Origin of the sequence: Actinomadura livida (assembly GCF_014648675.1) — a bacterium.
GTDB lineage: Bacteria > Actinomycetota > Actinomycetes > Streptosporangiales > Streptosporangiaceae > Spirillospora > Spirillospora livida.
The window spans coordinates 697,050-711,172 of the sequence record NZ_BMRO01000002.1; the positions used below are offsets into that span (position 1 = coordinate 697,050).

Annotated in this window: 13 protein-coding genes, 1 rRNA gene and 1 pseudogene; 4 read left to right on the forward strand and 11 right to left on the reverse strand. The window is 73.9% G+C overall.

Going from position 1 to position 14,123, the window contains the following annotated elements; all coding sequences use genetic code 11:
* Nucleotides 1–4: 4 nt before the first annotated feature.
* The 6 genes and pseudogenes from IEZ03_RS06600 to IEZ03_RS06625 form a co-directional block, all read right to left on the reverse strand.
* A complete protein-coding gene (locus IEZ03_RS06600; protein WP_184884992.1) occupies nt 5–961 on the reverse strand; it encodes a copper transporter in 957 nt (318 codons plus the stop codon).
* A complete protein-coding gene (gene steA, locus IEZ03_RS06605; protein WP_184884994.1) occupies nt 958–2,196 on the reverse strand; it encodes a putative cytokinetic ring protein SteA in 1,239 nt (412 codons plus the stop codon). Before steA ends, IEZ03_RS06600 begins: the two co-directional genes overlap by 4 nt.
* Before the next feature lie 145 nt (nt 2,197–2,341).
* Nucleotides 2,342–4,048 carry a DNA repair protein RecN gene (gene recN, locus IEZ03_RS06610; protein ID WP_184884996.1) on the reverse strand — a complete coding sequence of 569 codons (1,707 nt, stop codon included), beginning with the start codon at nt 4,046–4,048 and terminating at the stop codon, nt 2,342–2,344.
* Between the two features lie 212 nt (nt 4,049–4,260).
* Nucleotides 4,261–5,148, reverse strand: a pseudogene (locus IEZ03_RS06615) (NAD kinase); the annotation flags it as partial.
* Nucleotides 5,149–5,319: 171 nt separating this feature from the next.
* Nucleotides 5,320–6,120 carry a TlyA family RNA methyltransferase gene (locus IEZ03_RS06620; protein WP_184885000.1) on the reverse strand — a complete coding sequence of 267 codons (801 nt, stop codon included), beginning with the start codon at nt 6,118–6,120 and terminating at the stop codon, nt 5,320–5,322.
* 70 nt (nt 6,121–6,190) lie between these two features.
* Nucleotides 6,191–6,544 (reverse strand): hypothetical protein, encoded by a 354-nt coding sequence (locus IEZ03_RS06625; RefSeq protein WP_184885002.1) that lies wholly within the window; start codon nt 6,542–6,544, stop codon nt 6,191–6,193.
* A gap of 114 nt (nt 6,545–6,658) precedes the next feature.
* Between IEZ03_RS06625 and IEZ03_RS06630 the strand changes: the two genes are divergently transcribed.
* Entirely contained in the window at nt 6,659–7,000 is a 342-nt protein-coding gene (locus IEZ03_RS06630) for an SCP2 sterol-binding domain-containing protein (RefSeq protein ID WP_184885004.1), read from the forward strand.
* 2 nt (nt 7,001–7,002) lie between these two features.
* Here the strand turns inward: IEZ03_RS06630 and IEZ03_RS06635 are convergent, their stop codons facing one another.
* Both IEZ03_RS06635 and IEZ03_RS06640 read right to left on the reverse strand, forming a co-directional pair.
* Complete coding sequence (locus IEZ03_RS06635) at nt 7,003–8,004, reverse strand: HAD-IIA family hydrolase (RefSeq protein WP_184890675.1); 1,002 nt, start codon at nt 8,002–8,004, stop codon at nt 7,003–7,005.
* Nucleotides 8,005–8,088: 84 nt separating this feature from the next.
* A complete protein-coding gene (locus tag IEZ03_RS06640; protein ID WP_184885006.1) occupies nt 8,089–8,532 on the reverse strand; it encodes a tetratricopeptide repeat protein in 444 nt (147 codons plus the stop codon).
* A 63-nt stretch (nt 8,533–8,595) separates the two neighbouring features.
* On the opposite strand from IEZ03_RS06640, the gene IEZ03_RS06645 reads away from it, so the two are divergent.
* Both IEZ03_RS06645 and IEZ03_RS06650 read left to right on the forward strand, forming a co-directional pair.
* Nucleotides 8,596–9,939: a DUF1015 family protein gene (locus IEZ03_RS06645; protein WP_184885008.1), complete on the forward strand. Its 1,344-nt coding sequence runs from the start codon at nt 8,596–8,598 to the stop codon at nt 9,937–9,939.
* A 48-nt stretch (nt 9,940–9,987) separates the two neighbouring features.
* Nucleotides 9,988–10,926, forward strand: a complete 939-nt coding sequence (locus IEZ03_RS06650) for an MBL fold metallo-hydrolase (RefSeq protein ID WP_184885011.1) — start codon at nt 9,988–9,990, stop codon at nt 10,924–10,926.
* Nucleotides 10,927–10,950: 24 nt separating this feature from the next.
* On the opposite strand, the gene IEZ03_RS06655 is transcribed toward IEZ03_RS06650, so the two are convergent.
* Both IEZ03_RS06655 and IEZ03_RS06660 read right to left on the reverse strand, forming a co-directional pair.
* Nucleotides 10,951–12,111 carry an alkaline phosphatase PhoX gene (locus tag IEZ03_RS06655; protein ID WP_373293543.1) on the reverse strand — a complete coding sequence of 387 codons (1,161 nt, stop codon included), beginning with the start codon at nt 12,109–12,111 and terminating at the stop codon, nt 10,951–10,953.
* 111 nt (nt 12,112–12,222) lie between these two features.
* A complete protein-coding gene (locus IEZ03_RS06660; protein WP_229808069.1) occupies nt 12,223–13,053 on the reverse strand; it encodes a hypothetical protein in 831 nt (276 codons plus the stop codon).
* Between the two features lie 6 nt (nt 13,054–13,059).
* On the opposite strand from IEZ03_RS06660, the gene IEZ03_RS06665 reads away from it, so the two are divergent.
* Complete coding sequence (locus IEZ03_RS06665; protein ID WP_184891029.1) at nt 13,060–13,953, forward strand: hypothetical protein; 894 nt, start codon at nt 13,060–13,062, stop codon at nt 13,951–13,953.
* 93 nt (nt 13,954–14,046) lie between these two features.
* Here the strand turns inward: IEZ03_RS06665 and rrf are convergent.
* Nucleotides 14,047–14,123 (reverse strand): 5S ribosomal RNA (gene rrf, locus IEZ03_RS06670); the annotation flags it as partial.

Here is a 14,123-nt window from a genome sequence, read left to right on the forward strand (position 1 = left end):
CAGGTCACCCGTTCTTCCCCGCCGTCGGCGCGGGCGAGGGCAGGTAGCCGCTCGCGCCGGCGCCCGTGCCGTACTGCCCGCTCTTGCCGTTCATCTCGTTCTGCAGCGCCAGGATCGTGACGACCTGGCCGGAGGGGGTGTCCACCACGTCGACGGTGGAGACCTTCTCCTCGGCGTCGGAGTCGCGCAGCGCCGCGATCAGCCCGCCCTCCTGCGCGGAGGTCGAGGGGCCACCGACGACCGTACCGCGCCCGGCGGCGTCGAGGGCGGATGCCAGCGAGATCAGGGCCTTGTTGTCGTCGCCGCCGCCCTCGTAGGCGTACGGGGTGGCGGGGCCGACCACCACGGCGAGCGTGGCGTGCTGGCCGGGCTTGCCGGTGGCGGTGATGTACCCGGCCTCCTTGAAGCCGTTGAGGACGGCCCCGCCGGCGGCGTCCTCGCGGCCGGACTCGTCGGGGTTCCGGGTGACCAGGGCGCCCGCAAGGACCGCGCCCGCCTTGTCGTAGGCGTTCGCGTCCTCGGGGAACTCGACGTCGTCGGCCTTGAGCTGGGTGGCCAGCTCCTCGATCGTCATCAGCTGGTCGTCGTCCAGGAGCTTCTTCTGGATCGTGACGCGGCCGGTGACGGCGGCGCCCGCGTTCTTGGCCAGCTCGCCGACCTGCTCGATGCTGTCGTCCCCGGCGCCGGGCGCCTCGACCATGACGACGGACTGGCCCTTGAGCCGGTCCGCGACGATCTGCGGCGACAGCGCGCCGGCGAACTGCTCCTGCCCGTTGACCTGCTCCTGCAGCTGCCGCTGCTGGTTGCGGGCCTGCTGGGCGGTCTTCGCGGCCTGGTTGGCCTGCTGCCGCAGGGTGTCGCTCACCGAGTCCGACAGCGTGGTGGAGCCCAGCACGATGCCGAGCGCCAGCGCCAGGAAGATCGCGACGATGGAGACGAGGTGGTAGCGGAAATCGATCACGTGAAGAGTCCGGTCAGCCAGAAGACGAAGGCGTGCCAGCGGTCGGCCAGGAGGGGACTGATGACGTCCCCCGCCGGGGAAACCGCGACGGCGATGACGATGGCGACGAGCGCGCCGAGGACGAGGAACAGCAGCGACCAGGTGGAGATGCGGCTGCGGTAGAGCCGGCTGACGCCCTTGGCGTCGACGAGCTTGCTGCCGACCCGCAGGCGGGTGAGGAAGGTGCTGGCCATGCCGGCGCGGCCCTTGTCGAGGAACTCGACCATGTTGGCGTGCGTGCCGACCGCGACGATGAGCGAGGCGCCCTTGTCGTCGGCGAGCAGCATGGCGATGTCCTCGCTGGTGGCGGTGGCGGGGAACGTGACCGCCTCCAGGCCGAGCTCCTCCACCCGTTTCAGCCCCGGGGCCCGCCCGTCCCGGTAGGCGTGCACGACGATCTCCGCGCCGCAGGTGAGCGCGTCGTCGGAGACCGAGTCCATGTCCCCGACGATCATGTCGGGGCGGTAGCCGGCCTCCAGCAGCGCGTCGGCGCCGCCGTCGACGCCGATCAGGACGGGCCGGTACTCGCGGATGTAGGGCCGCAGGGTCGCGATGTCCTCGCGGTAGTGGTAGCCGCGGATCACGATGAGCGCGTGCCGCCCGGCGAGCTTCGTGGTGACGTCGGGGACGCCGACGCCGTCGATGAGCAGGTCGCGCTCGCGCTTGACGTACTCCATCGTGTTGGCGGCGAACGCCTCCAGCTGGCTCGCGAGGCCGGCCTTGGCCTCGACCAGCGCGGTCTCCACCGATTCGGGGGTCTGCTCGGTGCCCTTGACGATGAGCTCGTCGCCGCGGTGCACGGCGCAGCCGTCGACGCGGACCTGGTCGCCCTCCTGCAGCTTGGCGAAGATCTCCGGGCCGACGTCGTCGACCAGCGGGATGCCGGCCTCCAGGAGGATCTGCGGGCCGAGGTTGGGGTACCGGCCCGAGATGCTCGGCGCGACGTTGACGACGGCGCCGGCCTCGCAGGAGACCAGCGCCTCGGCGCTGACGCGGTCGAGGTCGACGTGGTCGATCACCGCGACCTCGCCCGGCTGGAGGCGCTTGGTGAGGTCCTTGGTGCGGCGGTCGAGCCGGACCGTGGCGTTGACCCCGGGCAGGCCGTCCTCGCGGCCGCGGCCGAGCGCGAGCGCGCGCAGCGGCAGTTTCTGTGCCAGCCGGACGCGGCGCTCGGTGGTGGGTGACGGGTCGCTCATCACTTGCCATCCTGCCAGAGCGCGGATGCGGACGCCCGAAAAGACGGGCGTCCAGGCGTGTCCGCTCGTGTACCCTCTGTGATTTTGCGGGGTGCTCGTCCCCCGGCGGGAGCGCCCTGTTCGTCCGGGGGGCTCTCCGATGCGGTCAACGTTCTTCGGAGGCCATGGCCAGGAGTTCCTCCGCGTGGGCGCGGCCCAGTTCGGAGTCCTCCAGGCCGGCGAGCATCCGGGACAGCTCCCGCACGCGCCCCTCGCGGTCCAGGGCGGTGACGCCGCTGCTGGTGACGCTGCCGTCGTCGGACTTCTCCACCAGCAGGTGCTGGTCGGCGAACGCGGCGACCTGCGGCAGGTGTGTGACGACGATCACCTGGGCGTTGCGGGCGAGCCGCGCCAGCCGGCGCCCGATCTCCACGGCGGCCTTGCCGCCGACGCCGGCGTCGACCTCGTCGAACACGAACGTCGGTACCGGGTCCGCGCCGGCGAACACGACCTCGATCGCCAGCATGACGCGGGACAGCTCGCCGCCGGAGGCGCCCTTGTGCAGCGGCAGCGGCTTGGCGCCCGGATGCGGCGCGAGCCGCACCTCGACCTCGTCGACGCCGTGGGGGCCGTAGTCCTCGGTCGGGGTGACGGTGACGACGACGCGGGCGTGCGGCATCGCCAGCGCCGTGAGCTCCGCGGTGACCGCGCCGGAGAACCGCTCGGCGGCGCGGGTGCGGACCTCGGTCAGCTCCGCCGCCTCGGCGGCGAGCCGCTCGGTCAGCTCCGCGTGCTCGGCCCGCAATTCCTCGATGCGGTCGTCGTCGCCCTCCAGCTCGGTGAGCCGGGCCGCGGACCTGCGCGCCCACTCCAGGACCTCCGCGACGGTGCCCTCCGCGCCGCCGTACTTGCGGGTGAGGCCGGTGAGCTCGGCCCGCCGCTCCTGGACGGCGGCGAGCCGGGCGGGGTCGGCGTCGACGGACTCGGCGTAGGACGCGAGGTCGGTGCCGACGTCGGAGACCAGGTAGCCGGCCTCGGCGAGCCGGTCGGCGAGCGCCGCCAGATCCGGGTCGTGCTCGCGGACGGCGTCCAGCGCGTTGCGGGCCTGGCCGAGCAGGCTCGTCACGTTCGCGGCCTCGAACGCGGCGGCGGCGTCGCCGAGCAGCGCCTCGTGCGCGGTGTCGGCGGCGCCGCGCAGCGCGTCGGCGTGCCCGAGGCGCTCCTCCTCGGCGGCGAGGCCGACGTCCTCGCCGTCCTTCGGGTCGACCTTCTCGATCTCCTCCAGGCCGAAGCGGAGCACGTCCGCCTCCTGGACCCGCTCCCGCGCCCGGGTCGTCAGCTCCTCCAGCAGCGCGGTGACCTGCCGGTGCCGCTGGTACGCCTTGGTGTAGGCGCGCATGGGCTTGGTGAGCGCCGCGCCCGCGTACCGGTCGAGCGCGCCGCGCTGCCGCGACGACTGCAGCAGCCGCTGCTGGTCGGACTGGCCGTGCACGGCGACCAGGTCGTCGGCGAGGTTGATCAGCACGTTGACGGGGACGGACCGCCCGCCGAGGAACGCGCGGGACCGGCCCTCCGCCGACACCGACCGGGTGACGATCAGCGCCCCGTCGTCCAGCTCGCCGCCGGACTCCTCGACGCGCTCGACCACCCGGCCGCCGGGGTCGACGACGATCCGGCCCTCCACGGTGGCGCGGTCGGCGCCCGGCCTGACCCGCTGCGGGTCGGCGCGGCCGCCGAACAGCAGCCCGAGGCTGGTGACGACCATGGTCTTGCCCGCCCCGGTCTCGCCGGTCACCACGTTGAACCCCGGGGACAGATCGAGCACGGCCTCGTCGATCACTCCGAGGCCCTGGATCCGCACCTCATCGACCATCGGGCGCACCAGCGTCACAACCCTCCGCAAAACAGATCCCGGACCAGCGCCTGTGGAGATTATCTCCTCTCCCCGCCGGACGCTCCCCCGTCCGGCGCCGCGGGCCCCCCGCCCGCGGCCGTGCCCGGCGCGGGGCGGCCGGGGTCGCCGCCCGCCGCCGGAGCGTCTCCGACCTGCGAGTCCTCCAGCGAGGGCGAGGGGCGCGCGGGCTGGCGGACCCGGCCCCGCCAACCCGTCACGGGCAGCCCGAACTTAGTTACCAGCCGGTCGGTGAACGGGGTGAGATGGAGCCGCGCGAGCCGCACCGGCTCGACGCCGCGCCGGACCTCGACCCGCGCGCCGGGCGGCAGGTCGAGGGTGCGCCGCCCGTCGCACCACAGGACGGCGCGGGGCGTACCGGGCAGCACCTCCACCGCCACCGACGAGCGCGGCGACACCACCAGCGGGCGCGCGAACAGCGAGTGCGCGCTGATTGGCACGACCAGCATCGCCTCGACCTCCGGCCACACGACCGGGCCGCCGGCGGAGAACGCGTACGCGGTCGAACCGGTCGGTGTGGCGCACACCACGCCGTCGCAGCCCCAGTTCGACAGGGGGCGGCCGTCGATCTCGGCGACGACCTCCAGCATCCGCTCCCGCTCGCCCTTCTCGATGCTCGCCTCGTTCAGCGCCCACGTCGTGCCGAGGACCGTGCCGTTGCGGCGCGCGGTGACGTCGATCGTCATGCGCTCCTCGACGTCGTAGCGGCGGGCCACGACCCCTTCGACGGTGGCGGCGAGGTCCTCGCGCTCGGCCTCGGCGAGGAACCCGACGTGGCCGAGGTTGACGCCGAGCAGCGGCGTCCCGGACGTGCGGGTCAGGTCGGCGGCGCGCAGCAGCGTGCCGTCGCCGCCGAGGACCATGACGACCTCGGCGTCGTCGGCCGCGGCCGCCGTGCTGGGCATGACGTCCACGCCCGTGCCGCCGATCGCGGCGGCCTCCTCGTCGAGGACCCGCACGCAGATGCCGGCCTCGCTGAGCCGCTCGATGACCAGTTCGGCGCTGCGGATCGCCTCGGGACGCCCGGTGTGCGCCACGACAAGCACCGACCTCTTGCTCATGCTCTGCCCCACTCCCGTCGCGCTACGGCGTACAGACGGCTGGACGAACGTCCCGGTCGGGGACGTTCCCGGTTCGGTCGCCCTCTGTACGGTCCCGCGGAGCCCTGCCGATCACTGCGCTGCCGATCACTGCGCTGCCGCTCATCACGCTGCCGCTCATTGCGCTGCCGATCACTGCGGGCCCTCCGCGATGGCCGTGGCGAGGTCGGCCGGGTCGAGCGGCGGGGCGCCGGCGCGCAGCCACAGGAAGTACTCCACGTTCCCCGACGGGCCCGGCAGGGGGCTCGCCGTCACGCCCCGGACCCCGAGCCCCATTGTCGCCGCATGCCCGGCCACGCGGCGCACCGCGTCGGCGCGGAGCTCCGGGTCGCGCACGACCCCGCCCGCCCCGACCCTGTCCTTGCCGACCTCGAACTGCGGTTTCACCATGAGCGCGAAGTCGGCGCCGGGCGCCGCGCAGGCGTGCAGCGGCCCGAGGACGAGCCTCAAGGAGATGAACGACAGGTCGCCGACGACGAGTTCCGGGGGGTCGCCGTCGAGCATCTCCGGCGTCAGCTCGCGGATGTTCACCCGTTCCATCACGGTGACCCGTTCGTCCGTCCGCAGGGACCATGCGATCTGGCCGTACCCGACGTCGACCGCGTACACGCGGGCCGCGCCGGCGCGCAGCAGGACGTCGGTGAACCCCCCGGTGGAGGCGCCGGCGTCCAGGCAGACGCGGCCCTTGACGTCCGGCCCGCCGAACGCGTCGAGCGCGCCGGCGAGCTTGTGCCCGCCGCGCGAGACGTACTCCGGGCCGTCGGCCGCCTCGGCGACCACGATCGCGGCGCCGGTCTCGACCTGCGTCGCCGCCTTCGCCGCGGTCTGCCCGCCGACCCGTACCCGGCCGTCGCCGATCAGCTGCCCGGCGTGCTCCCTGGACCGGGCGAGGCCGCGGCGCACGAGTTCCGCGTCCAGGCGGCGCCTGCTCATCGCCGTGCCTCCGTCCGGCGGGCCTCCGCCGGGTTCACGGACGGGCTCACGGGCGGGCTCACGGGCGGGCTCACGGGCGGGGGCGGAGGGCGTCGGGGAAGGCGGGGCGGGGCCGCTCGGGCTCCGCGGGCCGCCCGGACGGCTCGTGCCCCTCGGCCGGGTCGGCGGAGTCGGCGGACGCGAGCAGGTCCTGCAGGCGCTGGTGGACGTCCTCGTAGATCTCCACGTGCCCGGAGACGGGCCGCGCGCCGAGTTCGCCGAGGCGGGCCACGGCGGCGTCCACGCGCGGGTCGCCGGTGGGGTCCGGCGGCGCGACGGCGGGGAAGTCCGGCTCCTCGCCCGCCGGCTCGTCCGCGACCGGGTCCGCCTCCGGTGCCAGCGCGGCGGCCGGTGCGACCGGCACCTCCGCGACCTCGTCGGACATCACGTTTACCTCCCAGTAGACCCCGAGCGCCCGCGACAGGTCGCCTCCGGCTCATGCTGAACGCTACCTTCCCTGAACGACATCGTCGTCGGAGGAACGGGGAACGGCCTGACCATGGCGAACGAGGAGGACTGCCGGGCGGCGCTCGGCCATGTCGCGGCCCGCCTGGGGGAGGTGGACGCCGACCGGTTCGCCGAGCACGCGGTCGAGCGGACGATCAGCTGCGTCATCCCGGACCTCGGGCTGGCGTACCGCACGCGCTTGCACGCGGGCGGGCTGGACCCGTTCGAGCCGGACGGCGACCCGAAGGCGGCGCAGGTCCGGCTGACCATGGACAGCGACGACCTCGTCGCGATGGCCCGCGACGAGCTGAACCCCGCCAAGGCGTGGGCGGCGGGCCGTCTCAAGATCGAGGCGAGCATCTTCGACCTGCTCCGCCTGCGCAAGCTCCTCTGACGTCAGAGCGCGAGGCTCCCCAGGGCCTCCGTGAGGGCCTCAGCGGGCGGCGGGGCGCCGGTCTCCCAGACGGCCGACGCGAGCGCCCGGAGGCCGTCGTAGGGGTCGCCGGAGCCGTCGACGGTGATGGCGTCCCCGTCGCGGCGGGCCGTCCAGCCCCCGCAGCGGTGGCCGCCGTCCGCACGGACGACCTCCGGGTGCGGGACGAGGAGGCCGTTCAGGTCGGGCGCCAGGTAGGTGGGCCGCCGGTTCGGCGGCGCGGTGAGGGCCTCCAGAGGGCCTGTGACACCGGTGAAGACGAGGAGGCTGTCGGCGCCCCCGTTGTAGGCGCCCTCGATGTCGGTGTCGAGGCGGTCCCCGACCACGAGCGGGTTCCGGGCGCCGGTGCGCCGGACCGACTCCTGGTGCAGCGGCCGTTCCGGCTTGCCGGTGACGATCGGCTCGACGCCGGTCGCGGCGCTGATCACGCGGAGCAGCGAGCCGTTCCCGGGGTGCGGCGGCCCGTCGCCGCCGGGGATGGTCAGATCGCCGTTCGAGCCGACGAACAGCGCGCCCATGGCGACGGCCTGCGCGCCCTCGGACAGCAGCCCGTACCCGAGGCCGGGGTGGTAGCCCTGCGCGACGGCGGCGGGCCGGCCGGCCGCGGTCGACACCGGGCGCAGCCCCTGCGCGTACAGGGCGTGGCGCAGGCCCGTACCGCCGACGACGAGGACCTCCGACCCGGCGGGCAGTCGCTCGGCGAGCAGGCGCGCCGCCGCCTGCGCCGAGGTGACCACGTCGTCCGCGTCCGCCGGGACGCCGACCTCGGTCAGCAGCGCCGCGACGGCCGACGGCGTCCGCGAGGCGTTGTTGGTCACGAACGCCAGCCGCTGCCCGGCCGCGCGGGCCTTGGCGAGCGACTCCGCCGCCGCGGGCACGGGCCTGCGGCCGACGTAGACGACCCCGTCGAGATCGAGCAGGGCGACGTCGTACGCCTCGCTCAGGGGACGGTCGCTGCCTTTCATGGGGCTCCTCATGACCGTGATCGTACGGGGATTGTTACCAGTGGGTAGGCGTGGAGGGGCGCGGCGCGCACCCGCGCCTTGGAATCAGCGGCGCGACTTGAGCGTGGCCCTGGCGTGCCGCAGCGCCTTCGCGTAGTCCTCGTTCTCGGGACGCATCGCCGCCGCGAGCGCCAGGTGCCGCGCCGCGCCCTCGAAGTCGCCGAGGCGGCTCAGGGACAGGCCGAGGCCGAACCGCGCGTAGTCCTCGGCGGGCTCCTCCTCGACGATCGCCCCGAAGCTCTGGGCGGCCGCGGAGAACCGCCGCGTCCCGAACTGGGCGCGGGCGAGGGCCTCGCGGATGCTGTGCGACGCCGGCTCGGCCTCGGCGGCCCTGGTCAGCAGCTGCAGCGCGGCGCCGGGGCTGCCCGACCTCAGCAGCTCCAGTCCCCGCGTGTACCACTCGTAGACCCCGCCTTCCGGAGGGGTGGTGTAGCCGCCTGGGCCGTCCGCCGGGGAATCCTCCGGCCGCCCGGAACCTTGATGACTCATGTGGACCTCCCCTCGCATTCCGACCGTACCCGCACAGCCGTAACACGCCCGGCGGTGGTTAGCATGCCCAAGGTGGACGACCTCCCCACCGGCCTGACGCCCCGGGAGTTCAGCGCCCGGGTCTTCGGGACGTCGGAGCCCCCGGCGGGCCGCGGCCTGGAGCTGGCGCCGTTCCACGGCGTCCGCTACGCCGCCGACGTCGCGGGCGACCCGGCAACGGTCACCACGCCCCCGTACGACCTGATCGACGAGGCCGGGGCGCTGCGGCTGCTGGCAGGCGGCGGGTACAACATCGTCCGGATCAACCTCCCGCGCGCGGCCGGGGAGAGCTACGCCACGGCGGGCGAGAGGCTGCGCCGCTGGCTCGACGAAGGCGTCCTCACCGTCGACCGGGACCCGGCCCTGTACGTCTACGAGGCGTCCCGGGGCGAGACGGTCCTGCAGCGCGGCCTGATCGGCGCCCTGGGCCTTCGCGCGGAGTCGGAGGGCGTCGTGCTGCCGCACGAGGACGTCTTCCCCGGCCCCGTCCGCGACAGGCTCGCGCTGATGGCGGCCGCGAAGGCCAACCTGGAACCGATCTTCCTGCTGTACGACGGCGGCGGCGGCGACGCCATCGCCGGGATCATCGACGACGCGGCGGACCACGAGCCCCTGATGGAGTTCTGCGCCGACGACGGCCTCACCCACCGGCTGTGGCGCGTCACCGACCCGGCACTGCACGCCCGGGTCGCCGCCGACCTCAGCGGCAAGCGGGCGCTCATCGCCGACGGCCACCACCGCTACGCCACCTATCGCGCCCTGCAGGCCCGCCATCACGCCGCGGGCGACGGCCCCGGTCCCTGGGACGCCGGGCTGGCGCTGCTCGTGGACTCCTCGCGCTACCCGCCCCACCTGGGTGCGATCCACCGGGTCCTGCCCGGCCTCCGACCGGAGGACGCCGTCGAACAGGCCCGCAAGGCCTTCCGTGTCACCGACTTCAGGGACGAGGCCACCGCCCTCGAAGCGCTCGCAGGCGAAACCGGTCCCGCCTTCCTTCTCGGCGGGGGCGACACCCTGCATCTCCTCTCGGACCCCGATGATGATGCCCTGAGCCGCTCCATGCCGTCCGAGCGCTCGCCGCGCTGGCGGCGACTCGACACCGCGGTGCTCGACCACGTCCTCATCGGGGGCCTCTGGAACGTCCCTGAGAACGAGAACGCCATCGAGGTCGTGCACGACGACCCGTCCGCCGCCCTGGCGCGCGCCCGGCGGGACGGCGGGACGGCCGTCGTCCTGAACCCCCTCGAGGTCGAGGACGTCGTGGCGGTCGCCGAGGAGGGCGAGCGCGTTCCCCGCAAGTCCACCTCGTTCGGCCCCAAGCCCCGCACCGGTCTCGTCCTCCGCCTACTTCGGGACGATTTCCGCTAATAGGGGGCGGGGTGGCCGGTATGGGCGGTAAGGGCCGATGATCGGGGGATGAACACGACGACCACGGTCACGCCCCTCGGCGGGGACGTCTACGAGATCGACACGCGGATGGCGGGGTACAGCGGCATCACCGCCGGCTATTTGATCATGTCCGACCGGCCGTGCCTGGTGGAACCGGGAACGTCCGGGTCGGCGCCCGTCGTGCAGGCCGCGCTGCGGGAACTCGGCGTCGGCCCCGACGACCTGGCGACGGTGGTCGTGACGCACATCCACCTCGACCACGCGGGCGGTGTCGGCGACATCGCGCGGATGTACCCGCAGGCGGAGGTCGTCGTCCACGAGAAGGGCGCCCGGCACCTGGCCGACCCGTCCAAGCTCATGCGCAGCGCCCGGATGGTGTATGGGGACGCCCTCGACACGCTGTTCGGCGAACTGAAGCCGACGGACGCGGCGCGCATCCGGGCGGTCGAGGACACCGGCACGGTCGACCTCGGCGGCGGGCGGCGCCTGGACTCGCACTACTCCCCCGGCCACGCCAAGCACCACGTCGGGCTGATGGACTCCCACACCGGCGACCTCTACGTCGGCGACGCCGCCGGGATGTACATCCCGGAGACGGCGGACGTGAAGCCCGCGACGCCGCCGCCCGACTTCGACCTCGACACCACGCTCGAGTCGATCGGCAAGTTCCGTTCGCTGGGCCCGCAGCGGCTGCTGTTCGCGCACTACGGGCCCGTGACCGACGTGGACGACACCCTCGAACGGTCGGCGGAGGAACTGCGGGTCTGGGTGGACGCCGTCCGCGACGCCAGGGACCAGGGCCTCGACCTCGACCACGCCGTCGCGATGGTCGTCGACCGCACCAAGGACCGCTACGCCATCACCGCCGACGGCGTCGACCCGGAACTGGCCGCCAAATACGAGGTCCTCACCAGCGCCGAGAGCAACGTGGCCGGCATCATGCACGCCCTGGACAAGAACGCCTGACGCCCCGTCCAGGGCGGGCGGTCCTCAGCGGCGGAAGGGGCCGGTCACCTCGAACGTGTAGCCGTCCGTGCCGGCGATGAACCCGCTCTTTCCCCGCTGGGACGAGAAGTACAGGCGCGAACCGTCCGGGCTGAACGCCGGGCCGGTGATCTCCGAGTCGCCGTGGCCGTTCAGGCGCAGGAACGGGGTCACGATCCCGTCGGTGGTGATCAGGTTGATCTCCATGTTGTCGCCGTCCTCGGCGACGAAGAGGTCCCCACCCGACGTGGCGGTGACGTTGTCGACGCCCTGCAGCGGCGCCTCGCCCTCCGCGACGAGGTCGTCGTCGTAGGCGATGTCCAGCCGCTCGGCCGCCGCGTCGTAGGCCCACACGCGGTTGTCGCCCTTCGTGGTGAAGTAGCAGACGCCGTGCGTGTAGTAGCAGCCTTCACCGCCCCTGAAGTGCATGGCCTCGGCCACCTGCTCACGGGTCGGGGTGAGCCAAACCTCCGGGTTGGGCACCCTCGCCCACTGGACGGGGCCCGTTCCCGAGCCGACGAGCACTTCGAGGGTCCCCGACGACAGGTCGCCCCACGTCTGCGGCCGGAAACGGTAGAAGCACCCGTCGGACTGGTCCTCGGTGAGGTAGACGACCTTCCGCTCAGGGTCGGACGCCGCCGCCTCGTGCTTGAACCTGCCCATCGCGGGACGCGCAACGGCCGAGTTCTGGCCTCGCGGGTCCGTCTCCCACACGAGACCGAGGTCGTGCTCCTCGCACGACAGCCACGTGTTCCACGGCGTCGAGCCTCCGGCGCAGTTCAGCGTGGTGCCGTTCAGCGTCCGGTACGCGGACGTGATCCGGCCGGACACGTCGAACCGGATGGCGGACACGCCGCCGACGAGCGGGACCTCCGAGTTGCTGACGTAGATCCAGCCGTCCCCGTCGCTGAAGCACGCACCGCCGTCGGGCGCGGGATGCCAGGTGTACCTCGTCCCCTCGACGCGCCGGAGCGAGCGCGCGACGACCCGGCTGGTGAACCCTTCCGGAAGCGCCAGGCCGTTGCCGTCCGCCGCCCGCAGCGGCCCGTACGGGCTTGGACCGGGCTGTGCCGGGCCGGACGCGAACGCCTGGTGCCACAGGGCTCCCGAGAAGGCGGCGGTTCCGCCGGCGACGGCGGTGGCGCGCAGGAACATACGGCGGTTCAGGGGCATGGCGAACTCCAAGAGTCGATCACCACCGGACGTGTCCGGCGGCCCCCGATCGGCGCGATCCCGTGAATATCGAGCGAAACCTACCCGCCAGTCAAGTAGGGCAGGTCATCCGGTGTGCGGCGGCTGCTCCCCGTCGGCGGGCTTCGGCTCCAGGAACACCGCGGGCACGTCCGGCACGTCCTCTTCGGGCGTCTCCGGCACCTCGGGGTCGGCGGCCTTGAACTCGATCCCGGTCGCCGGCGCCCCTTCGGCGGCGGCCACGTCTCCGGGGACGGCTTCGTCCTCCGTGACGACGTCCCCGCCGTCTTCGAGGGAGCCCTCCCCGGTGTCGATCTCCTCGGCGCCGGCGTCTTCGACGTCGCCGTCTACCGTGTCGATGATGTGGAGGCCCTCGAGTTCGGCGTACCGCTCGGCTGCGTCGGTCTCGCCGTCCCGGTCGGCCGCCGCGGCGCGCGCGAACCAGTCGGACGCCTCCTCCGCGCGTCCCGCCTCGGCGAGCGCGTCCGCGTAGGCGTAGAACAGCCGCGCCGACCACGGCCGTAGCCGCCGGTCGCGGAGCTCGGGGATCTGCAGCGTGACGACGGCCGCGTCGTACTGCCCGAGGTCGCGGCGCACTCCCGACTCCACGATGCGGAGCTCGACGAGCCCCATCGGGTCGAGGTTCTTCGCCTCCGGCGACTTGATCAGGTCGAGGGCGCGCTCGGGACGCCCGAGCCCGCGTTCGCAGTCGACCATCACCGGCAGGTAGGAGACGTCGCCCGCGCTGAGCCGGCGCGCGGCCCTCAGCTCGGCGAGCGCCTCCGCCCATTCGCCCGCGTGGTAGGCCGCGATCCCGGCCGCCTCCCGGACGACCCCGACCCGCGACGCGAGCCGCCGCGCGGCCCGCGCATGCTTGTAGGCCCGCTCCGGCTCCTCGTCGGCGAGCCGGCCCGCCATGACGAGATGACGGGCGACCTTCGTGGCCAGTTCCTTCGGCAGCGTGCGCAACTCGGTGCGCGCGTCGACGTCCAGCTCCTCGCCGGTGACGTCATCGGGCAGGATCGGATCGTCGTGCTTCGGTGCGGGACGCTCACGCTCGTCCGTGCGCGTCCGCCGGTCGGGGCGGTCGCCACGCGGCCCGGAAGGGCGTCCTCCGCCGTCCTGCGGGCGCTTCGGGCCGCCGCGGCCCTTGAAGGGGCGGTCGCGGTCGCCGGGGCGTCCCTCGCGCCGGCCTTCGAACCGCCGTCCCCCGGCACGCCGCTCGTCGCGCCCGCCACGGCCGCCACGGCCGTCGCGGCCGTCGCGGCCGTCGCGATCCTGGAAACGTCGCTCTCCCTGGCCGCTACCGGCCTGCCGTCCACCCGGGCGTCCCTCGCGGCCCGGGCCTCCGCTCCGAGCGGGGCGAGGACCGCCCCTGGACGCCGGAGGCCGCCCCTCGCGGCGCTCTCCGCCACGAGGTCCGTCGAACCGGCCTTCGCTCCGCTCACCGCGCGGACCGGCGGGACGGCCTTCCCGGCGATCGTCGGGCCGCCGCTCACGGGACTCGGTGCGCCGGTCGTCCGCCCGCTTGAACGGACGGCCCGGCTTGCGGTCGTCACGCTGACCGCGAGCGTCGCGGTCCTTGCCCTTCCAGCCCCCGCCGTTCGGACGGCCCCGGCCGCCTGGCGCACCGCCGGCGCGGGGCGACCCCTGGCGGGGCCCACCGCTCCTGCGGTCCCCGGAACCACCCGGGCGGCCACGAGCGCCGCTCCCGCGACGGGGCGGCGTATTCCGCCCCCCGTTGTCGCCCCGCCGCTCGCGGCTGTCGTCGCCGCGGCCGTCCTCTTCCGCGCTCATCACGTCCGTCACTGTTCTTGAAGGTGGTCCGTGGACTCTTGCAGCCTACTTTGCAACCCCACGACATGCGTCGAGGGCCGCCCCATGAATCGGGGCGACCCTCGACCAATATATGTCCGGCGGCGTCCTACTCTCCCACACAGTCTCCCATGCAGTACCATCGGCGCTGAAGAGCTTAACTTCCGGGTTCG